Origin of the sequence: Sphingomonas sp. G-3-2-10 (assembly GCF_012927115.1) — a bacterium.
GTDB lineage: Bacteria > Pseudomonadota > Alphaproteobacteria > Sphingomonadales > Sphingomonadaceae > Sphingomonas.
On sequence record NZ_JABBFY010000001.1, the window covers coordinates 2,758,419 to 2,778,274 of the forward strand.

19 protein-coding genes are annotated in these 19,856 nt (G+C 65.9%); 12 read left to right on the forward strand and 7 right to left on the reverse strand.

What is annotated here, in order from left to right; genetic code table 11:
• Nucleotides 1–21: 21 nt before the first annotated feature.
• On the reverse strand, nucleotides 22–618 hold the full coding sequence (locus tag HHL13_RS13920; RefSeq protein WP_206376928.1) for a nitroreductase: 597 nt from the start codon (nucleotides 616–618) through the stop codon (nucleotides 22–24).
• A 179-nt stretch (nucleotides 619–797) separates the two neighbouring features.
• Here HHL13_RS13920 and HHL13_RS13925 point away from each other — a divergent pair, with 179 nt between their 5' ends.
• The 3 genes from HHL13_RS13925 to HHL13_RS13935 are packed head-to-tail and all read left to right on the forward strand — an operon-like array spanning nucleotide 798 to nucleotide 3,726.
• Nucleotides 798–2,408: an oligopeptide:H+ symporter gene (locus tag HHL13_RS13925; protein WP_169556965.1), complete on the forward strand. Its 1,611-nt coding sequence runs from the start codon at nucleotides 798–800 to the stop codon at nucleotides 2,406–2,408.
• Nucleotides 2,409–2,424: 16 nt separating this feature from the next.
• Nucleotides 2,425–3,132 carry a DNA alkylation repair protein gene (locus tag HHL13_RS13930; protein ID WP_206376929.1) on the forward strand — a complete coding sequence of 236 codons (708 nt, stop codon included), beginning with the start codon at nucleotides 2,425–2,427 and terminating at the stop codon, nucleotides 3,130–3,132.
• A gap of 3 nt (nucleotides 3,133–3,135) precedes the next feature.
• Nucleotides 3,136–3,726: a hypothetical protein gene (locus HHL13_RS13935; RefSeq protein WP_169556234.1), complete on the forward strand. Its 591-nt coding sequence runs from the start codon at nucleotides 3,136–3,138 to the stop codon at nucleotides 3,724–3,726.
• A gap of 92 nt (nucleotides 3,727–3,818) precedes the next feature.
• On the opposite strand, the gene HHL13_RS13940 is transcribed toward HHL13_RS13935, so the two are convergent.
• Together HHL13_RS13940 and acs are read right to left on the reverse strand one after the other, a co-directional pair.
• The gene (locus HHL13_RS13940; protein ID WP_206376930.1) at nucleotides 3,819–5,858 is read right to left on the reverse strand and encodes a M13 family metallopeptidase; all 2,040 of its coding nucleotides are present in this window, start codon (nucleotides 5,856–5,858) and stop codon (nucleotides 3,819–3,821) included.
• 358 nt (nucleotides 5,859–6,216) lie between these two features.
• Nucleotides 6,217–8,154: an acetate--CoA ligase gene (gene acs, locus HHL13_RS13945; RefSeq protein ID WP_169556235.1), complete on the reverse strand. Its 1,938-nt coding sequence runs from the start codon at nucleotides 8,152–8,154 to the stop codon at nucleotides 6,217–6,219.
• Nucleotides 8,155–8,323: 169 nt separating this feature from the next.
• Here acs and HHL13_RS13950 point away from each other — a divergent pair, with 169 nt between their 5' ends.
• From HHL13_RS13950 to HHL13_RS13965, 4 genes are read left to right on the forward strand one after another with little or no spacing between them, the layout of a single operon-like run.
• Complete coding sequence (locus HHL13_RS13950) at nucleotides 8,324–9,745, forward strand: efflux transporter outer membrane subunit (RefSeq protein ID WP_169556236.1); 1,422 nt, start codon at nucleotides 8,324–8,326, stop codon at nucleotides 9,743–9,745.
• Nucleotides 9,738–11,123: an efflux RND transporter periplasmic adaptor subunit gene (locus HHL13_RS13955; protein ID WP_169556237.1), complete on the forward strand. Its 1,386-nt coding sequence runs from the start codon at nucleotides 9,738–9,740 to the stop codon at nucleotides 11,121–11,123. The genes HHL13_RS13950 and HHL13_RS13955 overlap by 8 nt, the downstream gene beginning before the upstream one ends.
• Before the next feature lie 19 nt (nucleotides 11,124–11,142).
• Nucleotides 11,143–11,832 (forward strand): ABC transporter ATP-binding protein, encoded by a 690-nt coding sequence (locus HHL13_RS13960; protein WP_169556968.1) that lies wholly within the window; start codon nucleotides 11,143–11,145, stop codon nucleotides 11,830–11,832.
• The gene (locus HHL13_RS13965; protein WP_169556238.1) at nucleotides 11,832–13,040 is read left to right on the forward strand and encodes an ABC transporter permease; all 1,209 of its coding nucleotides are present in this window, start codon (nucleotides 11,832–11,834) and stop codon (nucleotides 13,038–13,040) included. The genes HHL13_RS13960 and HHL13_RS13965 overlap by 1 nt, the downstream gene beginning before the upstream one ends.
• Here the strand turns inward: HHL13_RS13965 and HHL13_RS13970 are convergent, their stop codons facing one another.
• Entirely contained in the window at nucleotides 13,041–13,661 is a 621-nt protein-coding gene (locus HHL13_RS13970) for a nucleotidyltransferase family protein (protein WP_169556239.1), read from the reverse strand.
• Nucleotides 13,648–14,556: an XdhC family protein gene (locus tag HHL13_RS13975; RefSeq protein WP_169556240.1), complete on the reverse strand. Its 909-nt coding sequence runs from the start codon at nucleotides 14,554–14,556 to the stop codon at nucleotides 13,648–13,650. Before HHL13_RS13975 ends, HHL13_RS13970 begins: the two co-directional genes overlap by 14 nt.
• Nucleotides 14,557–14,681: 125 nt before the next feature.
• On the opposite strand from HHL13_RS13975, the gene HHL13_RS13980 reads away from it, so the two are divergent.
• From HHL13_RS13980 to HHL13_RS13990, 3 genes are read left to right on the forward strand one after another with little or no spacing between them, the layout of a single operon-like run.
• On the forward strand, nucleotides 14,682–15,677 hold the full coding sequence (locus HHL13_RS13980; protein WP_240953854.1) for a glycerophosphodiester phosphodiesterase: 996 nt from the start codon (nucleotides 14,682–14,684) through the stop codon (nucleotides 15,675–15,677).
• A gap of 10 nt (nucleotides 15,678–15,687) precedes the next feature.
• A complete protein-coding gene (locus tag HHL13_RS13985; protein WP_169556242.1) occupies nucleotides 15,688–15,984 on the forward strand; it encodes a hypothetical protein in 297 nt (98 codons plus the stop codon).
• A 58-nt stretch (nucleotides 15,985–16,042) separates the two neighbouring features.
• The gene (locus HHL13_RS13990) at nucleotides 16,043–17,071 is read left to right on the forward strand and encodes a cupin domain-containing protein (RefSeq protein ID WP_169556243.1); all 1,029 of its coding nucleotides are present in this window, start codon (nucleotides 16,043–16,045) and stop codon (nucleotides 17,069–17,071) included.
• Here HHL13_RS13990 and HHL13_RS13995 read toward each other — a convergent pair.
• Both HHL13_RS13995 and HHL13_RS14000 read right to left on the reverse strand, forming a co-directional pair.
• Entirely contained in the window at nucleotides 17,055–17,774 is a 720-nt protein-coding gene (locus HHL13_RS13995) for an alpha/beta fold hydrolase (protein WP_169556244.1), read from the reverse strand. The genes HHL13_RS13990 and HHL13_RS13995 overlap by 17 nt on opposite strands.
• Nucleotides 17,765–18,412 (reverse strand): TIGR02117 family protein, encoded by a 648-nt coding sequence (locus HHL13_RS14000; RefSeq protein WP_169556245.1) that lies wholly within the window; start codon nucleotides 18,410–18,412, stop codon nucleotides 17,765–17,767. The genes HHL13_RS13995 and HHL13_RS14000 overlap by 10 nt, the downstream gene beginning before the upstream one ends.
• Nucleotides 18,413–18,457: 45 nt before the next feature.
• Between HHL13_RS14000 and phhA the strand changes: the two genes are divergently transcribed.
• On the forward strand, nucleotides 18,458–19,324 hold the full coding sequence (gene phhA / locus HHL13_RS14005) for a phenylalanine 4-monooxygenase (RefSeq protein WP_169556246.1): 867 nt from the start codon (nucleotides 18,458–18,460) through the stop codon (nucleotides 19,322–19,324).
• A 7-nt stretch (nucleotides 19,325–19,331) separates the two neighbouring features.
• Nucleotides 19,332–19,841 carry a hypothetical protein gene (locus HHL13_RS14010; protein ID WP_169556247.1) on the forward strand — a complete coding sequence of 170 codons (510 nt, stop codon included), beginning with the start codon at nucleotides 19,332–19,334 and terminating at the stop codon, nucleotides 19,839–19,841.
• Nucleotides 19,842–19,856: the final 15 nt, after the last annotated feature.

The following is a 19,856-nucleotide window of genomic DNA, read 5'->3' on the forward strand; positions in this document are numbered from 1 at the left end:
AGTGTCCGTCCAGCGCCATTTTCAGCCGCCGTTGGGCGATGGCGACCAGATCTGTGCGATTTCGGACAGGGCCGGACGGGGCCGTTCCTCAAGCTCGCGCGCCGGCGTTCCGATGAACATGAACCCGGCGATCTTCTCGCCTTCCTTGCCGAACAGGTCGCGCACCGCGTCCGAATAGGTCGCCCATCCGGTCAGCCAGCCGCCGGCGAAGCCCATTGCGTGGACGGCGTGGAGCAGGTTCATGCACGCCGCGCCCGCCGACAATTCCTGCTCCCACACCGGCACCTTATGCCCCTGAACCGGGGTGGAAAGCACCACCACCAGCGCGGGCGCCTGAGTCGCGAACTGCGCCGCCGCCTCCACGTCGCGCGGACCGGCATCGGCCTTTTCCGCCATCACGATCTCGCCCAGCTTCGCCGCCAGCGCCGCGCGCGCATCGTCGGGCACGATCACGAAGCGCCACGGGAACAGCTTGCCATGATCGGGCGTGCGCGATGCGATCGCCACCATCTCGTGCAGCTGGTCGAGGTCCGGGCCCGGCGCGATCAGGTCGCGCGGCTTGCCCGACCGGCGAGTCTTCAGGAGCGACAGCGGCGTAGTGCGATCGTTGAATATCATGCCGCCCAGCTAGGCGGCTCCGCGCCATTGCACAATGCGCAGGCCGTGAAACCTATCGGTCACAATGCGCTTGGCATCACGGATTGAGGCGTTAGGTTCCCAACCCATTCATCGTCCTAGCGGAATTGCGCAGGGCGAGCGCTATTCAAAGGGATACAACCTTGCCTCAATTCAAACCGATGGCCCTATGGGCGGAAGCGGACTGGATCGCCGCAATCGCGACGATCATGCTCTTCGTCTTCCTTGGCGCGGGCGCGCTGATCGCCAGCAGCCGGAAGCCGGAGTTCGCCGGGCACCCCAAGGGCCTGTACATGCTCTTCTTCGCCGAGATGTGGGAGCGTTTCTCCTACTACGGCATGCGCGCCATCCTGGTCTTCTATCTGGCTCAGCACTGGCTCTACTCCGAAGCCAAGTCCAACGTGATCTACGGCGCCTATACTGCGCTGGTGTACATCACGCCGGTGCTCGGCGGCTATCTGGCCGATCGCTATCTGGGTCAGCGCAAGGCAGTGCTGTTCGGCGGCCTGCTGCTTGCCGTCGGCCATTCGCTGATGGCGGTGGAAGGCACCGGCGGCCAGGACGACCCGACGATCAACGTCTTTTGGGCGGCACTCGCCTTCATCATCGTCGGCTCGGGCTTCCTGAAGGCCAACATCTCGGTGATGGTGGGCCAGCTGTACAAGTTGACCGACACGCGCCGCGATGCGGCCTATACGATCTTCTACATGGGCATCAATGTCGGCGCCGCGCTCGGCACGATCCTGGTCGCCTATCTCGGCCAGACGATCGGCTGGGGCTTCGGCTTCGGTCTTGCCGGCATCGGGATGCTCGCGGGTCTGGTCGTGTTCGTGCTCGGCAAGGGCGCGCTGAACGGCGCGGGCGAAGCGCCGGCGCCGCTGGCGCGCAACCGCGAGATGATGCTGTATGGCGTCGGCTTCGCGTCGGTCGCAGTGATCTGGGCGCTGGTCCAGTATCAGGACGTGATCCAGGGCCTGCTCGCCGTCTCGGGCATCGCGCTGCTCGGCTATGTTCTCTTCGAGAGCTTCAAGCTGCCCAAGGAAGCGCGCGAGCGGATGTTCGCGATCCTGTTCCTGATTTCGCTCAACCCGATCTTCTGGGGCCTGTTCGAGCAGGCGGGCGGTTCGATGAACCAGTTCACCGACAAGTTCGTCGATCGCAGCGGCGTGCCGGCGGGCATCTTCCAGTCGATCAATCCGATCTACATCATCCTCTTCGCGCCGCTGTTCGCCGCGGTGTGGCAGATGCTCGCCAAGCGCGGGCTCGAGCCCTCGGCGCCGGCGAAGTTCGGCATCGCGCTGCTTCAGATGGGTCTCGCCAATCTGGTGCTGGTGTGGGGCGCCAAGGCGTGGGGCATCGAAGTGATGACTCCGGTGATCCTGGTCTTCGCCTATTATCTGCTGGCGACCACCGCGGAGCTCTGCCTCTCGCCGGTCGGCCTGTCGGCGATGAACCGGCTCGCGCCGAAATACCTCGCCTCGCTCATCATGGGCGCCTGGTTCTACATGACGGCTGTCGGCAACTTCGTCGCCGGCAAGATCGGCGAAGCCACCGGCGGTCATGACGGCGTGATCACCAAGTCCGGCCTGCTGAGCATCTATGACATGTTCGGCTGGATCGCGATTGGCGTGGGCGTCGTGGTGCTGCTGCTCAGCCCGATCGTGAAGCGGTGGATGCACCTCGACACGCTGAAGGACGACCAGCTGGCCGGCGAATCCGAGCTGGGCGAGCCGCAAGCTGCCGGCATCAAGACCGACGGCGAGACTCGCTGACCGGAGACGGGTCGCCTTGACCCTCACCGAACGCACCGAGGCGGTCCTGCAGTCCCTGCAGGCCGCCTCTTTGCTTTCGTACCGCGAGCGGATGGGGCCGAAATTCGGCATCCATGTCGAGCAGGCATGGGGCGTGCCGATGGCAGCGATCCAGGCAATCGCAAAGCCGCTGCGGAACGACCATGAACTGGCTGAGTCGCTATGGCAGAGCGGCTGGTACGAAGCGCGGCTCGCCGCGATCCTGATCGACGATGCCGCGAAGGTGACGCCGGAGCAGATGGACCGCTGGCGCGCCGGTTTCGACAATTGGGGCGTGACCGACACCGCCTGCTTCAAACTGTTCGACCGGGTGCCTCATGCACCCGCCAAGGTCGCCGAATGGGCGCGGCTGAACGACGAGTTCGGCAGGCGGGCAGGCTTCGCGCTGCTTGCCTGCCTCGCGCTGCACGGAAAGCAGGCCGATTACCTCGGCGGGTTGAAGCTGATCGAAGGCGCAGCGACCGACGAGCGCAATTTCGTGAAGAAGGGCGTCAACTGGGCGCTGCGCGCGATCGGCGGGAAGAAGGATCCGGCGTTGCGGACCGCCGCGCGCGAAACCGCGACGCGGCTGGCGGAGTCGCAGGACCGAACCGCGCGCTGGAACGGCAAGGACGCGCTGCGCGAATTCGCGAAAAATGATGCGAGGGCAGCCGCGAAAGACCAGCATTCCGCACGGGGAGATTGAGCGATGGCCGATCATCTCAGGCGGATGTTCAGATTCTACGCACTGATTGCTGTCATCCCGCTGATAACAGGATTTATCGGGGTCTGGTCGACCACCATCGGGCATCTGCTCGCTCTGCTGATCCCCATTGCGCTGATCGTGACGGTGATCGGCACCCTCATCTGGATCGACCACGGCATGAAGCTGCCGGTTCCGCCGATCACGAAGCGAAAGCGGGCGCTTGCCATTGCCCTTGCGCCGCTTTTGCTCGTGGCCAGCGTAGTGACGATCGTACCACTGTTCGACGCGGGAAATTTCTTCGCCAGCCTGATCCGGCTGAACGTGGATCGCGATCGATACGAGGCCATAATCGCCCACGCGCAAGCGAACCCGAGCGAGCGCCACGGACGTAGGGGCGACATCCTTTATACGGTCGCCCCCGGACCACCGGTGCGCGTGGCATTTCGCGTCGAGGAGATGCGACTGTTCTGGGGCAGCACCGTCTATGATCCCGGCGGGAAAGAAATGCAGGCAAAGGGTGCGGATCGTCTTGGGCTCACGCTCGCCTGCCGTCGATTGTGGGGCGACTATTACACCTGCTGGGAAGACTGGTAGGCGCAACGCCTCACGAACGAAGCCATCCCAACGAAGAAGGGGCGCCGCACCTTCGTGCGACGCCCCGTCCTCATTTCAGCCGGTAGCCAGGCTCACCAGATCTTCACGCGATCCTTGGGCGCAAGGTACAGCTTGTCGCCGGGCTTCACGTTGAACGCGACGTACCAGGCGTCGACGTTACGGACGATGCCGTTGACGCGATACTTGGCCGGGCTGTGCGGATCGGTCAGCACCTGATTGCGCAGCGCATCGTCGCGCGACTTGCTCTGCCACGCCTGGGCATAGGACAGGAAAAAGCGCTGATCGCCGGTCAGGCCGTTGATCACCTTCGCCTTGCCGTGGGTCGCCTGATAGCGCTGGTATGCGCCATAGGCTGCCTCGACGCCGCCGAGATCGCCGATATTCTCGCCCATCGTCAGCGCGCCCTTCACATGCAGCCCGGGAAGCGGCTCGAACGCATCGAACTGTGCGCCCAGCGCCGCGGTGCGGGCCGCGAACGCCTTCTTCGATGCTTCGGTCCACCAATTCTCGAACTTGCCGGTCGGGCCGAACTGGCTGCCCTGATCGTCGAAGCCGTGGCCCATTTCATGGCCGATGATCGCGCCGATCGCACCATAGTTGACCGCCGGATCGGCGTTCATGTCGAAATAGGGCGCCTGCAGGATCGCGGCCGGGAAGGTGATCTGGTTCGCCAGCGGGTTGTAATAGGCGTTCACCGTCTGCGGGGTCATGCCCCACAGCGAGCGATCGACCGGCTTGGGGAAGCGCTGCAGTTCGAGCTGATGCTCGAATTCGCCGCTGCGCATCACGTTGCCGAGGATGTCGTTGCGGTCGACCGACAGCGACGAATAATCGATATACTTCTCGGGGAAACCGATGCGCGGTTCGAACGCGGCCAGCTTCTTCAGCGCGGCGGCGCGGGTCGCATCGTCCATCCACGACGACTTCTCGATCCGCTCCTTGTACGCACCGCGCAGATTCTCGATCAGCTCGCCCATCTGCTTCTGCGCCGCCGGCGGGAAGTGCCGTGCGACATAGATTTCGCCGACCGACTCGCCCAGCGCGCCGTTGACCATCTGGATGCCACGCTTCCAGCGCTCGCGCTTGGTCTTCACGCCCGACAGGGTGGTCGAATAGAAGCCGAAGCGCGTGTCGTCGAACACCTTGGGCAGATAGGCCGCGTTGCTGCTGACGAAGTGGAAGGTCAGATAGTCCTTCCAGGTCTGCACCGAGGTGTCGGTGAAGATCTTGCCCAGCGCAGTCAGCGCGGTGTTCTGGGTCATCAGGACGGTCGGCGAGCTGTCGACGCCCGCGGTCTTGAGCAACAGCGCCCAATCCCAGTCCGGGGCCTTCTTCTCCAGGCCTTCGAGGCTCTGCGGATCGTTCAGCTTGGCGATGTCGCGGCTCTGGACCGGAGTCCAGTGGACCTTGGCCATCGCGGTTTCCAGCGTGAAGATCGTGTCGGCCTTGGCCGATGCATCGGCAACGCCGGTCAACTCGAGGATGCGCTGGATGTACGCGCGATAGGCCTTGCGGAAGCCGTCATACTTCTCGCCTTCGAGCAGGTAATAGTCGCTCGGCATGCCGAGGCCGCCCTGACCCACGGCCGCGGTGTAGCGCGACGGATCGGCGAGGTCGGGGATGATGCCCAGGCCCACCGGCGACTGATAGCCGGTGCTGGCGAACAGCACCTGCAGCGCGGCCTTGTCGTTCGCGCCGTTGATGCGGTCGAGATAGGGCTTCAGCGGCGCGGTGCCGCGCGCTTCGATGCCTGCCTCGTCCATCCAGCTGGCGTAGAAATCGCCGATCTGCTTGCCCTTCGCGCCGAACTGCGCGGGATTCTTCGCCATATCGTCGAGGATGGTGCGGACGTTTGTTTCAGCTTCTTCGGTCAGCTTGACGCCGTAACCGGCCGAAGCACGGTCGGCCGCGATCTCGGTGCGCTTGTCCCAGCCGCCGTTGACATAGGCCCAGAAGTCGTCGCCCGGCTTCACCGACTTGTCGATGGTGGTCAGATCGACGCCGAAGCTGCCGTAGCGCGGGCCGTTCGGCACAGCCTGGGTAAGCGCGGGGACCGAAACGGCCAGCAGCGCAGCGCCCGCCGACAGGCGAAGCAAGGTCTTGAGTTTCATTCGTGAAGCCCCTTGAAAGTGTCTTATGAAACTATATCGGCCCGCCCCAAGGCCAGCAACAGCGCGTCCCCGCACGGTGGACGAAACGCGGCTGGACCGGGATCAGGTGGAGCGAAAGCGCATTACAGATGATCGTTTCGCGTAAATGTCCGCGGCGACTCAGCGCACGAGCATGACTACTGCGTCACCCCGGCTTTGTTTGGGCCCCGCCTGCCCAGCAAGCAACTGTGCTCCGGCGAAGGCCGGAGCACAGGCAGCGTCATGCTTCGATTTCCAACGCTCCAGCCTTCGCCGGAGCACAAAAATGAGCCTTAGTTGGTCAAGCGGGACAAACGCCGCGATGAGGGCGTAGAAGTCCTCACCCCACGCGGTTGGCGACGAGATCGTCGACCACAGCGGGGTCTGCCAGCGTGGAGGTATCGCCCAGCGACGACACATCGCCTTCGGCGATCTTGCGCAGGATTCGGCGCATGATCTTGCCTGAACGCGTCTTGGGCAGGCCCGGCGCGAACTGGATCGCATCGGGCGTCGCGATCGGGCCGATCTCGGTGCGCACCCAGTTGCGCAGCTCGGTGCGCAACGCCTCGGAGGATTCCTCGCCCGAATTGAGTGTCACGTACGCGTAGATGCCCTGCCCCTTGATGTCGTGCGGCATGCCCACGACCGCAGCCTCGGCGACCTTGGCGTGGAGCACCAGCGCGCTTTCGACTTCGGCGGTGCCCATGCGGTGGCCACTTACATTGATGACGTCGTCGACCCGGCCGGTGATCCAGTAATAGCCGTCCTCGTCGCGGCGGCAGCCGTCGCCGGTGAAATACTTCCCCGGATAGGTGGTGAAATAGGTCTGGAAGAAGCGCTCGTGATCGCCCCATACGGTGCGCATCTGCCCGGGCCAGCTGCGCGCGATGCACAGATTGCCTTCGGTCGGGCCGGTCAGGACATTGCCCTCGGCATCCACGATCTGCGGATCGACCCCGGGCAGCGGCCGCGTCGCGCTGCCCGGCTTGAGCGCAGTCGCGCCGGGCAGCGGGGCGATCAGCGCCGCGCCGGTTTCGGTCTGCCACCAGGTGTCGATGATCGGGCAGCGGCCTTCGCCGACGATCTCGTGATACCAGCGCCATGCTTCCGGATTGATCGGCTCGCCGACCGTGCCGAGCAGCCTGAGCGACTTTCGCGAAGTCCTGGCGACAAACTCGTCGCCCTCGCGCATCAGCGCGCGAAGCGCGGTGGGTGCGGTGTAGAGGATCTCGACCTTGTGGCGGTCCGCCACCTGCCAGATGCGGCTGGCGTCGGGCCAGTTGGGCACGCCTTCGTACATCAAGGTCGTCGCGCCATTGGCGAGCGGGCCATAGACGATATAGCTGTGCCCGGTGACCCAGCCGATATCCGCCGCGCACCAGTAGATCTGGCCCGGGCGGTAATCGAACACCAGCTCATGGGTGTAGCTCGCCCAAAGCAGATAGCCGGCCGAACTGTGCAGCACGCCCTTGGGCTTCCCGGTCGAACCCGAGGTGTAGAGGATGAACAGCGGGTCTTCCGCGTTCATCGGCTCGGCCGGGCAATCGGCCGAAACCTGCGCCGCGGCTTCGTGATACCAGATGTCGCGGCCGTCCTGCATCGTCACATTGCCGCCGGTCGCCTTGACCACGATCACCTTCTTCAGCGCGGTGCAGTGATTGGCGGCCGCATCGACATTGGCCTTGAGCGGCACCTTCTTGCCCGCGCGGCGGCCTTCGTCGACGGTGATGCAGTATGCGCTGTCGCAATCGGTGATGCGCCCGGCCAAGGCCTCGGGCGAGAAGCCCCCGAACACCACCGAATGGATCGCCCCGATCCGCGCGCACGCCAGCAGCGCGAACGCGGCCTCGGGGATCATCGGCATGTAGATGGTGACGCGGTCGCCCTTCTTCACACCCTGCGCCTTGAGCACATTGGCGAAGCGGCAGACCTCGGCATGCAACTGGCGATAGGTGAAGCGGCGCGCCTCTTCCGAAGGCTCATCCGGCTCCCAGATAATCGCCGTCTGGTCGCCCAGCTTCGAGAGATGCCGGTCGATGCAGTTCGACGACACATTCAGCTTGCCGTCGGCGAACCAGTTGATGTGGAAATCCGCCTCGTCGAACGACCAGTCTCCCGCCAGCTCCGGACGCTTCACCCAATCCAACCGGCGCGACTGCTCAAGCCAGAAACTACCCGGGTCCGCGATGGAGCGGCCGTGGAGCTTCTCATACCCTTCCGCATTGACCCGGGCGCGACGTGCCCACTCGTCCGGAACGGGATAGACGCTCTCACTCATCGGGCTCTCCGCGGCTAGGGTATCGCTCGCTCTTTGCCCAAGCGCCTGCCCCGCGCAAGGCGCAGTTTTCCCTTACGTCATCGCGCCGATCGGCGATCCGGCAATGATTGCGACAAACTGCGACATAGTTTTTGTGGAACTGAATCGGGTTCGAAACCATCTTGCCCGAATGGTCAGACGCCCAATCGCCCTGCTCCTCGCCACTGCACTGCCGCTTACGGCCTGCACGGTCGGCCCGGACTATCGCCCGAAAAGCGCGACCGAACTCGGCGTGCCCGATACCTATTCGGTCGCAGCGAACCCGCAGAATCCCGAGGACCTGACTCGCTGGTGGTCGCGCTTCGACGATCCGATGCTGGGCAAGCTGGTCGAACAGGGGCGCACCGCCAATCTCGACGTGGCGCAGGCCGTCACCCGGCTGCGCCAGGCCCGCGAATCGCTGGTCCAGTCGCGCGCCTCGCTGCTGCCCACGATCAGCGGATCGGCGGGCTATTCGCGCAACCTGTCCATCGCCGGCTCCAACTTCTCGACCCAGAACGACAATTTCTCGATCGGCGCGGACGCCAGCTATCAGGTCGATCTGTTCGGCGGCGTGCGGCGCGGCGTCGAAGCCTCGCGCGCCGCGCTCGAGGCGGCCGGGTTCGACTATGCGAGCGTGCTGGTCTCGGTGCAGGGCGAGATCGCCCGCAACTATGTCCTTGCGCGCCTCGCCCAGCTCCAGCTCGCCAATGCGCGCGACAGCCTCGCCATTCAGGACGACAATCTGGAGATCGCCGGTTTTCGCGTTCAGGCCGGGCTGGTCTCGTCGCTCGACGCCGAACAGGCCCGCGCAGCCCGCGCCCAGACCGCGGCGTCGATCCCGACGATCGAAGCCAGCTACAACGGCTTCGTCTCGCGCCTCGGCGTGCTGACGGGGCAGGCCCCCGGCGCGCTCAAGGCCGAGATGGAAGCCGTTCGGCCTATTCCCAAGGGGCCCGCCAGCGTCGCCGTGGGCATTCCCGCCGATACGCTGCGCCAGCGCCCCGATATCCGGCTGGCCGAACGCAATCTCGCCGCCGCCACCGCGCGGATCGGCGTGGCGCAGTCGCAGCTCTATCCCGCGCTGTCGATCGGCGGCAGTCTCGATTCGGGCGGCGGCGCGCTCTCCACGGTGTTCGACGCGATCAGCGGACGCCTGTTCGCCGGCCTCGCGCAGACGATCTTCGACGGCGGACGCCTGCGCAGCCAGGTCCGGTCGAACGAAGCGGCGGCGGAAGGCGCGTTCCTTTCGTACAAGCAGACGATCCTGACCGGCCTCGAGGATGTCGAGAATGCGATCGTCTCGCTGAGCGCGGCGCAGGAGCGGGCGCGCCAGTTCGCCATCGCCTACGAAGCCGCCAACAACTCGGCGATCCTCTCGCGGATGCAATACCGCTCGGGTCTCACCGATTTCACCACCCTCAACACCGCCGAGTCGCAACTGCTCTCGGCCCGAAACGGCCTCGCACAGGCGCAGGCCGATCAGGCGACCGCCCTGATCCAGCTCTATCTGGCGCTGGGCGGCGGCTGGGACATTTCCTCCATTCCCGAAACGGGCGCACGCAATGGCTGATCAGAAGCTCAACGAATTCCTCGGCGAAAAGCCCGCGCCCTGGTGGCGGCGCTACATGCGCTGGATCATCATCGGCTTCGTCGTGATCGCCAGCGTGCTGCTCCTGTCGCGCTGCTTCGGCGGCAGCGAGGAAGTGCAATATGCGACGCAGGCGGTCGAGCGCGGCAATTTGACCGTCACCGTCTCCGCCACCGGCAAGCTCGCGCCGACCAATCAGGTTCAGGTCGGCTCCGAACTCTCGGGTCTGGTCGAGAAGGTCTATGTCGACGTCAACGATCGCGTGACCAAGGGTCAGGCGCTGGCAGTGATCGATACCGCGCGCCTCGACGATGCGATCACCCAGAGCGCCGCCGCGCTGAACGCTGCGCAGGCTACCGTCGCGCAGAATCAGGCGACGGTCGCGGAGGCACAGGCCCAGCTTGCCCGGCTTCAGGAAGTCAGCCGCCTGTCGGGCGGACGCGTTCCCGCCAAGGTCGAGATGGAGCAGGCACAGGCCGCGCTTGCCCGCGCGATCGCCAATGTCCGCGCCGCGCAGGCCAATGTCGTTTCGGCGCGCGCCGCACTGTCGTCGAACCAGACCCAGCGCAACCGCGCGGTCATCCGCTCGCCCGTCAACGGTGTGGTGCTGGCGCGCCAGATCGACGCGGGCCAGACCGTCGCATCTTCGTTCAACACCCCGACCCTGTTCGTGATCGCCGAAGACCTGTCGAACATGGAGCTGCAGGTCGCGATCGACGAAGCCGATGTCGGCGAAGTGAAGGACGGCCAGCCCGCGACCTTCACCGTCGACGCCTTCCCCGGTCGCACCTTCCCCGCGCGGATCACGCGCGTCGATCTCGGCTCCAACCTCTCAGCCCAGACGACCACGACGACCAGCACCACCACCGGGCAGGTCGTCTCCTATGCCGCGATCCTCAGCGTCTCCAATCCCGAACAGCAGTTGCGCCCCGGCATGACCGCCACGGCGGAGATCACCACCAAGGCGCAGCCGAACGTCCTGCTGGTGCCCAATGCCGCGCTGCGCTTCACGCCTGCCGCTCCGACGACGGGCAGCACCGCCTCGTCCGGCGGCATCACCGGCGCACTCGCCCCCCCCCGCCGCCAACGCGGCAATGCGGAGAAGACCGCGACGACGAAGCGCGGCGCGCAGCAGACCGTCTATATCCTCGGCGACGACGGCAAACCGCAGGCGGTGCAGGTGACGACCGGCGACACCAACGGATCGGTCACCGAAATCACCGGCGGCGACCTCAAGCCCGGCATGAAGGTCATCACCGGCCAGCTCGCCAGCGGCAATAGCGGCCAGACCAAGGGCGGCGGCCAGCGCCGCCAGGGGTCGGGCGGTCAGGGTGGAGGCCAGCGTGGCACCGGCGGCTGACGTTTCGCCGCTGATCCGGATGCGCGGCGTGACCAAGGTCTATGGCGCCGGCGCCACCGAGTTTCAGGCGCTGAAGGGCATCGATCTTGACATTCAGGCCGGCGATTTCGTCGCGGTGATGGGGCCTTCGGGTTCGGGCAAGTCGACGACGATGAACATTCTGGGCTGTCTCGATGTGCCTTCGGGCGGCGAGTTCCTGTTCAAGGACGTGCATGTCGAACGGCTCGACCGCGATCAGCGCGCGCTGCTCCGCCGCAAATATCTCGGCTTCGTGTTTCAGGGGTTCAACCTGCTCTCGCGCACTTCGGCGCTGGAGAATGTCGAGCTGCCCCTGCTCTATCGCGGCGACAGCAAGACCACGCGCCGCGACACCGCGATGGCTGCGCTCGACAAGGTGGGGCTGAAGGACTGGTGGGATCACACCCCGGCCGAACTGTCCGGCGGCCAGCAGCAGCGCGTGGCGATCGCGCGCGCCATCGTCACCAATCCCGACGTGCTGCTCGCCGACGAACCGACCGGCAACCTCGATTCCGAACGCTCGGTCGAGATCATGGAATTGCTCACCGGCCTCAACCGCGACAGCGGCATCACCGTGCTGATGGTCACCCACGAGCCCGACATGGCGGCGTTCGCGCGCACCATCATCCATTTCAAGGACGGGCTGGTCGAACGGATCGAAGCCGGCGAAGCGGCGGGAGTAAGCGCCTGATGTTCGGCACCACCCTCATCCTCGCGATCCGCTCGATCTCGCGCCACAAGCTCCGCTCGTTCCTCACCACGCTCGGCATCATCATCGGCGTCGCGGCGGTGGTCGCGATGGTCACGCTGGGCAAGGCGACCACCAAGGCCGCGCAACAGCAGGTGGCGAGTCTCGGCACCAACATCCTCCAGATCCGCCCGGGTCAGGGCTTCGGCCGTGGCGGCGGCGGGCCGCGTCCGCCCGATTTCGAGGAAGCCGATGTCGAAGCGGTGCGCGAGCAGGTTGAAGGCGTCACGGCCGTAGCGCCGCAGGCGCAGACGACAGGCACCGCGATCTACAATGGCGCCAACTGGTCGACGACCATCAACGGCACCACCGCCGCCTTCTTCCAGGTCCAGCCCTGGCCGCTGGCGCAGGGCCGCATCTGGACGACTGCCGAGGAACAGGCCGGCAAGGGCGTGTGCATCATCGGCAATACCGTGCGCACCAACCTGTTCCGCGGCGGCAGCGCGGTCGGCGACCGGCTGCGCGTCAACGGCATTTCGTGCGACGTGATCGGCGTGCTCTCGACGCGCGGACAGGCCGGTTTCGGGGGCGATCAGGACGATGTCGTGATCATGCCGATCAAGCAGGTCCAGCGCCGCTTCACCGGCAATCGCGACATCCGCCTGATGCTGGTCGGCACCGATCCGGCCTATGACAGCCAGCAGGTCCAGAACTCGATCTCCGGCCTGCTGCGCGAACGCCGCAACATCACCGGCGGCAAGCAGGACGATTTCAACATTTTCGACACCGCCCAGATCAGCGCGACGCTGACCGGCGTGACGACCTTGCTCACCCAGATCGTGACCGCGGTGGCAGGCATCAGCCTCGTCGTCGGGGGGATCGGGATCATGAACATCATGCTCGTCTCGGTCACCGAGCGAACGCGCGAGATCGGCATCCGATTAGCGATCGGCGCGGTGGCAAACGAAGTTCTGCTGCAGTTCCTGACCGAAGCCGTGGTGCTGTCGTGCCTTGGCGGACTGATCGGGCTGCTGCTCGCTCAGGGCGTCGTGGCCGGGCTGGCGCCGGTGATGCAGGTGGAATGGATGTTCGATCCGCAGATCAACCTCATCGCCTTCCTGATCTCCGCCGTGATCGGCATCGTGTTCGGCTACTTCCCTGCCCGCCGCGCCGCGAGCCTCAACCCGATCGACGCGCTCCGCCACGAATGATCAGGACTGCGCGGCGGCCTGAGGCGGTTCGGCGTCGCTGGCGATGCCGTACAGTTCGCGAAGCTCGCGCAGATCGTCCTGCGTGTCGATATCGACCAGTTCGGCGGGCGTCGTGACCACATGGCGCCCGCCACGGACCAGATTCCGCGCGCCCTGATCGCCTTCCAGCGCCATCAGCTCGTCGAACCGGTCCTTGCCGAACAGCGCCGGCGGCATCGGCTGCACGCCGTCGCTCGACGCGACCACGATGTCCGGCGCATCGGCGCGATCGAACATGCGATAGATATGCCCGGCGGTGACGCGCGGCATGTCCGCCAGCGCGACCAGCACCGCTTCCGCGCCCATCGCCTTCGCCACCGTCACGCCATGACACAGCGACCGCGCCTGCCCCAGCGAGAGATCGGGATTTTCGACCACGCGATAGCCGCGCCCGGCAAAGTCGAGGCTCGTGCCCGACACCACCGCCACCCGCGCCATGAACGGTATGGCTTCCAGCGCGGTCACGACATGAAAGGCCAGCGGCTTGTCGAGAAACCGCTCGGCCAGCTTGTCGCCATCGTTGAACCGGCGCGAGCGTCCCGCCGCCAGCAGGACGAGGACGGTCTGTTCAGGCGTGAGCATGGAAGGTCCTGACCATCGACGCGGCGATCGACAGCGCGATCTCGGCCGGGCCGATCGCGCCGAGGTCGAGACCGGCAGGCCCCTCGATCCGCGCCAGATTTTCGGGCGACATGCCCGCTGCCGCCAGCCGCTCCAGCCGCGCCGCCTGGCTGCGTCGCGACCCCAGGGCCGCGACATAGCCGGTCGGATACGCAAGCGCCGCGATCAGCGCCGGATCGTCGATCTTGGGATCGTGGCTCAGCGTCACCACGGCAGTCGCGGCGTCGGGCCTCAGCGAATTGACGGCCTCGTCGGGCCAGCGGTCGTCCAGCATCACCTGGGGAAACCGCTCGGGCGTCAAAAATCTCCCTCGCGGATCGATTACCACCGTCGCGATCCCCATTTCGCGCGCCAGCCCCGCCAGCGCCTGCGCGATCTGCACCGCGCCGACGATCAGCAACCGGCGCGGCGGATCGTAGCGATTGACGAAGTCTCCGCCCGCGCCGCTCCGCCCGGTGCCCAGATCGGTCGCGATGTCGAGCGAGCGTCCCTCGGCCCGCGCCGTATCGATCGCGTCGAACAGGCCGGGCGCGAACCCCGCCTCGCTCACCGGCTGCACCAGCACCTCGATGCGCCCACCGCACGGCAGCCCGACTTCCCACGCCGCCGCATCCTCGACGCCATAGCTGCGCACCGCCGCCGGCGCACCCGCGATCACATCGGCGGCGGTGGCGAGGATGTCGCTCTCGACGCACCCGCCGGAGACAGATCCCTCGAACCGGCCGTCCGCATGCACCAGCATGTGGCTGCCGCGCGGGCGCGGTGCGGAGCCCCAGGTCGAAACGACCGTCGCGAGCGCCATCCGCCCGCCCTTCCACGCGCGGGCGGCCGCCAGCACGCTGTCATTGTCCGCCACGTCTCGCTCCCGTCATCTCCACGCGCTACGCTTGCTACCCAGAGGAGAGGGTCATGGCGAGACCATTGCTGGCGATGTTGCTGTTGCTGCTGGCGCAGGGTTGCGCCGCCGTGCACAGCGGCGCCATGAAGGGGGAGTCCAAAGTCATTCTGATCGCGCATCGCGGGGCCAGCGGCGAGCGGCCCGAGCACACCTTGCTGTCGTACGAACTGGCCATCAAACAGGGCGCGGATTTCATCGAACCCGATCTGGTGCCGACCAGGGACGGACACCTCGTCGCCCGGCACGAGAACGAGATTTCCGAAACCACCGACATCGCGCAGCATCCCGAATTTGCGATGCGCCGCACGACCAAGACGATTGACGGCGTGGCGATCAAGGGCTGGTTCACCGAGGATTTCACCCTCGCCGAACTCCGCACCCTGCGCGCCAGGGAACGCCTTCCCCAGCTTCGCCCGGCCAACAAGGCATGGGACGGACAGGCGGTGATCCCGACGTTCGAAGAAGTCATCGCGCTCGCGAAAAAGGCCAGCGCGGAGACTGGGCGCACCATCGGGATCTATCCCGAAACCAAGCACCCCGCCTATTTCGCGTCGATCGGCCTGCCGCTGGAAGCGCGCCTTGTCGCAGCGTTGAAGACCGCCGGCTGGGACCGCGCCGACGCCCCGGTCTTCATCCAGTCGTTCGAAGTCGAAAATCTCCGCCAGCTCCACGGCATGACCCGCGTGCGGCTGATCCAGCTGGTCAAGCCCGGCGCGGCGCCGGCCGATCGCGCCTTTCCCAGCTATGAAGCGATGGTCACGCCAGAGGGCCTGCGCGCCGTCGCTGCCTATGCTTATGGGATCGGTCCGGAGAAGACGATGATCCTGCCTGCCAATGGCCCCGCGACCAGCCTCGTCGCCGATGCCCATGCCGCCGGCCTGAAAGTCCATCCCTGGACCTTCCGCGCCGAGAATATCTTCCTCAACACCGCCTTCCGCACCGGCACCAATCCGGCCGAGCATGGCGATCTCGCCGCCGAAATCTTGTCATACCTTGAACTTGGCGTGGACGGATTCTTCACGGATTATCCGTACATAGGGTTCCAGGCGAGGGAGACCTACCGGTCCTCCGCGCGTTGAGGGGGCTATCATGCGCTTGTTTCTTCTGCCGGCGCTGGCCGGTTCCTCGCTGCTGCTGAGCGGCTGCATCGCCAAGACCGCGTTCGACGTGGTCACGCTGCCGGTGAAGGCTGGCGGCAAGGCAGTCGATATGGCCACCACCAGCCAGTCCGAATCCGATCGCAACTATGGCAAGAAGATGCGCAAGGCCGAGGAACGCGAAGGCCGCGAACGCCGCGCGCACGAGAAAGAGTGCCAGCGCGATCCCGAAAATTGCGGCCCTTATGACGGCTTCGTCGCCCATCCCGGCGGCAACCGGAACCGCTGAACTTCCACCTCACGTCCCGGGCTGCTATCCCTCGTCCCCGGGGGAAACGTAACCGCGAATGTCCGACCTGATCACCGCCATTCGCGCCGCGCTGCCGGACGAGACGCTGCGCGAACGCATGAGAGCGCGCGCGATCCTCCACCTTCCCGGAGCGCTCGGCGCGGTCCGGAGCGTATATTCGCTCGATATGCTGGGGGCTGCGCTCGCACGCCGCGCCATCCCCGCCGATCATGTCAGCTTCTATCTCGCCAACCGCAAGATCGACCTTGAAAAGGTACAGGCCGTATCGGACGGCGTGCTTCGCCCCGCGGCCCTGCGCACGCTGGCGCTGCAGGGCGGCACACTCGTGGTCCGGCACCTCGAGACCGCCGATCCGGAAATTCACGGCCTTGTCTGCGAAGCGGAGCGCTGGTTGCAGGGGCCCGTGCTGGCCGGGCTGGTCGCCTCGTTCGGCGCATCGGCGCTGCCCCTGCACTATGACGGCGAGGATCTGCTGATCGTCCAGCTGGCCGGTGCCAAGCTATGGCATTTTCATGGCGATCCCGAACCTGCGTGCGCGCTCCCGTCGGAGAGCGATCCCGGCACGCCCGAACCACCCCTCGCGCATGCGGTCATGATGCGGCAGGGCGACCTGCTCTACGTCCCCTGCGGCCAGCGGCACCGCTGCGTCCCGCAAGGCGATTCGCTGCATCTCGGCCTGCTGATCCGGAACGCGCCAGCCAGCAGGATTTTCGATGATCCGCTGCTGACCGCGCCGGTACAGCGCTTCTCCGGCATCGAGTCGCTGCCCGAAGCCGCCCGACGGCGTTCGGACCTGTGGGCCGCTCGCCGCGCCCATATGCTGCATCTCGATCTGGAGACTCCCGATCCCGATGCGCCGGGCGCCTTTGCCATATGGAATCTGTCGTTGCCGCCGGCGATCACGAATGAGGGCAAACTGGTGGCTGGGCGGACGAGCATGACCGCGACCCCCGCGATCCTCGCCCTGATCGACAATCTTCGCGATGGTCCGCAGCCCGCCGCCTCGCTGGACCGCGCCGCCTTGAACGCGCTCGCCGCCGCCGGGTTCGTCAGGATCCGCCGCTAGCAGCCAGCACGTCCGCGATCGCCAGCAGCGTCTCGGGCTTCAACTGCACGCCCATATGACTGGAGTTGATCTCGATCGACCGGCAATGCTCGTCGCGGCAGATCAGGCCGTTGACCAGCCCGTCGCTGCGGCTCCAGATCGCGGTGGTGGGAATGTCCAGCGGCGCGGCCGCTTCGGCGGATCGCGCTTTGACCGACTCGTCCGAAATCTTCTCGCCGGTGATCAGCTCGAACGCCAGCCACACATTGGTTGCGGTCGGTGACCCCGCATAGGGCGAACTCACGGTGATCACTTCGCGCACCAGATCGGGCCGCCGGTGCGCCACCAGCCGCGCCATGATCCCGCCCAGCGACACGCCGATCAGCGTCACCTTCTCGCCCGTCTCGTCGCGGATCGCCTCGATCCGCTCGATCAGCCGCTCGGCTTCGGGGCCGACCGCGCGCACCCCGAAATTGCGGCCCAGCTCCCAGCCGAACGCGCGATAGCCGAGCTTCTCGAGGAAGCCGCGCATCACGAAGTTCGAACGGTCCGAATTGAACAGGCCGGGCAGCAGCATCACCGGCCGCCCGTCGCCCTTCGGCGCTGCCTTGAGCTGGTCCTGCGCCAGCATCAGCTCCGCCACGTTCCACGCCGCGCGCGCCGGCTCGGCGAATGCCGCCAGTGGATGCGGCGCTCTGGTCTCGTCCCGTACGGCTACAGCCATTGCATCACTCCGAAGGGAAAGGGCGTCCAGCTGCCCATCGTCACGCCCGCCGCGCGCAACGCCTGGCCCGTCCAGGCATTGCAGGTGTTGATCGCGCTATACCCGCCCTTCGCCGGGTAAAAGGCATCGTTCGACCCATAGCCGCCAACGCTCGGTCCTGCCCCAAAGGTCCCGCGCACGAATGCGGCGAGGCGGCGATACTCGTCGGGCCGCAGCAGAATCGTGCGCACCTTGGCCCCCACACGCGGCTCGGAAAGATGGACGACGTGCAGCACCGTGCCGCCCCCGCCGAACAATGCGCCGATCGCCAGTTTCGGACTCATCTCCGACCAGCTCGGCGTGTTGAGATAGAAATCGCGATTGCCCCAACCGAAGGCGAGATAGCCCTGCCCCGCCTGCCGCGGATCGCGCAGGTCGTCCGGCTTCACCAGATCGCGCCAATCCTCGCCCCCGGCCACCAGCGGCAGCACCAGATCGGTGTGGATGCCATTGTCGATCACATAGATGCGCACGCCGCTATCGGCCTGCACCCAGCCGCGATTGGCGGGAACCGTGAACCCCACGGCCACCGCCAGCGCATAGGCCGCGATCCCCAGCGCGAGCAGCGCCAGAAGCAGCCGCACCCAGCGCCAAAACATCGCGAGTCCGTTTCGCAGCATCGGTCCCCCTGCTATGCCGCCCCTATGGCAAAGGATACACACGTACTCGAACGCCCCCCCGAGGGCGCATCACCCGACTGGACGATACCGCAGGACTGGAATCATTACACCGCCGAAGAACATGCCACTTGGGACACGCTGTCCGCGCGGCAGATGAAGCTGCTGCCCGGCCGCGCTTCGAACGCCTATCTCAAGGGCCTCGAAGCGCTGCGCCTGTCCGAATCCGGCATTCCCAATTTCGAGGAACTCAGCGAGCGGCTGATGAAGCTGACCGGCTGGCAGGTCGTCGCCGTGCCCGGCCTCGTCCCCGACGAGGTGTTCTTCGATCACATGGCCAATCGCCGCTTCGTCGCGGGCAATTTCATCCGCCGGCCCGACCAGCTCGATTATCTTCAGGAGCCCGACGTCTTCCACGACGTTTTCGGCCATGTCCCGATGCTCGCCGATCCGGTATTCGCCGATTACCTGGTCGCGTACGGCAAGGGCGGCCAGCGGGCGATGGAGCTGGGCGCGCTCAAGAATCTGGGCCGGCTCTACTGGTACACCGTCGAATTCGGCCTGATTGCCGAACCGGAAGGCTTGCGCATCTATGGCTCGGGCATCGTGTCGAGCTTTGCCGAGAGCAAGTTCGCGCTCGACGATCCCAGCCCCAATCGCATCGGCTTCGACCTGAAGCGGGTGATGCGCACCGAATACAGGATCGACGATTTCCAGCAGAATTATTTCGTGATCCCCAGCTTCGACGAACTGCTCCGCGTGACCGTCGAAACCGACTTCGCGCCGCTCTACAAAGAGATTGTCGGTCAGCCGGACATTCCGATCGCGGAGATCCTGCCGGAAGACGTGGTGATCACACGCGGGACACAGGATTATGCCAACGCGAAGGCCTGACTCTCTGGTGACCATTGCCACTCCGGGCCGAACATCGGACATCGATGCGCGCCCGGAGCGGGACAGGACGATCGAACATCTGGGCGCGCTCTGGTGGTCGATCCCGCCGGCGCTCCTGCTGCTGAGCTGGTTCGATTCGGCCGGCATCGTTGTCACCACGGGCGGCGCCGACCCGCGCTATCTCGGCACCTTCTGGGGTTGGCCGTTCTTCTGGCACCAGCATATTCCCTGCACGTCCGGGGAGATGCGGACCGCGCCGCCGGCGCTGCTCGCGGATGTCGTGCTGCTGCTCGTGCCGATCCAGATGGCCTGCGTGCTTGTCGGCCGCCGGCTTCCCGACGTCAGGCTGCTATGGCTCGCGCTGAGACTGATCGCAGTGCCGATATGGGGATGGGCGCTGCTCTTTCTCGCGATGAACATCGTCTTCACGTACGAATGGTCGGTCTGGCTGACGGAACCCTACACGCCGGACTCGATCCATCAGGTCGAGCGTTCGGCGAACCCGGAGCAATGCTGAACCGGGCGCAGCGTC

Coding starts and splice junctions, on each gene's coding strand:
- HHL13_RS13920 (WP_206376928.1), bottom strand. CDS start 618: ATGATATTCAACGATCGCACTACGCCGCTGTCGCTCCTGAAGACTCGC.
- HHL13_RS13925 (WP_169556965.1), top strand. CDS start 798: ATGGCCCTATGGGCGGAAGCGGACTGGATCGCCGCAATCGCGACGATC.
- HHL13_RS13935 (WP_169556234.1), top strand. CDS start 3,136: ATGGCCGATCATCTCAGGCGGATGTTCAGATTCTACGCACTGATTGCT.
- HHL13_RS13940 (WP_206376930.1), bottom strand. CDS start 5,858: ATGAAACTCAAGACCTTGCTTCGCCTGTCGGCGGGCGCTGCGCTGCTG.
- acs (WP_169556235.1), bottom strand. CDS start 8,154: ATGAGTGAGAGCGTCTATCCCGTTCCGGACGAGTGGGCACGTCGCGCC.
- HHL13_RS13950 (WP_169556236.1), top strand. CDS start 8,324: ATGGTCAGACGCCCAATCGCCCTGCTCCTCGCCACTGCACTGCCGCTT.
- HHL13_RS13955 (WP_169556237.1), top strand. CDS start 9,738: ATGGCTGATCAGAAGCTCAACGAATTCCTCGGCGAAAAGCCCGCGCCC.
- HHL13_RS13960 (WP_169556968.1), top strand. CDS start 11,143: ATGCGCGGCGTGACCAAGGTCTATGGCGCCGGCGCCACCGAGTTTCAG.
- HHL13_RS13965 (WP_169556238.1), top strand. CDS start 11,832: ATGTTCGGCACCACCCTCATCCTCGCGATCCGCTCGATCTCGCGCCAC.
- HHL13_RS13970 (WP_169556239.1), bottom strand. CDS start 13,661: ATGCTCACGCCTGAACAGACCGTCCTCGTCCTGCTGGCGGCGGGACGC.
- HHL13_RS13980 (WP_240953854.1), top strand. CDS start 14,682: ATGAAGGGGGAGTCCAAAGTCATTCTGATCGCGCATCGCGGGGCCAGC.
- HHL13_RS13985 (WP_169556242.1), top strand. CDS start 15,688: ATGCGCTTGTTTCTTCTGCCGGCGCTGGCCGGTTCCTCGCTGCTGCTG.
- HHL13_RS13990 (WP_169556243.1), top strand. CDS start 16,043: ATGTCCGACCTGATCACCGCCATTCGCGCCGCGCTGCCGGACGAGACG.
- HHL13_RS13995 (WP_169556244.1), bottom strand. CDS start 17,774: ATGGCTGTAGCCGTACGGGACGAGACCAGAGCGCCGCATCCACTGGCG.
- HHL13_RS14000 (WP_169556245.1), bottom strand. CDS start 18,412: ATGTTTTGGCGCTGGGTGCGGCTGCTTCTGGCGCTGCTCGCGCTGGGG.
- phhA (WP_169556246.1), top strand. CDS start 18,458: ATGGCAAAGGATACACACGTACTCGAACGCCCCCCCGAGGGCGCATCA.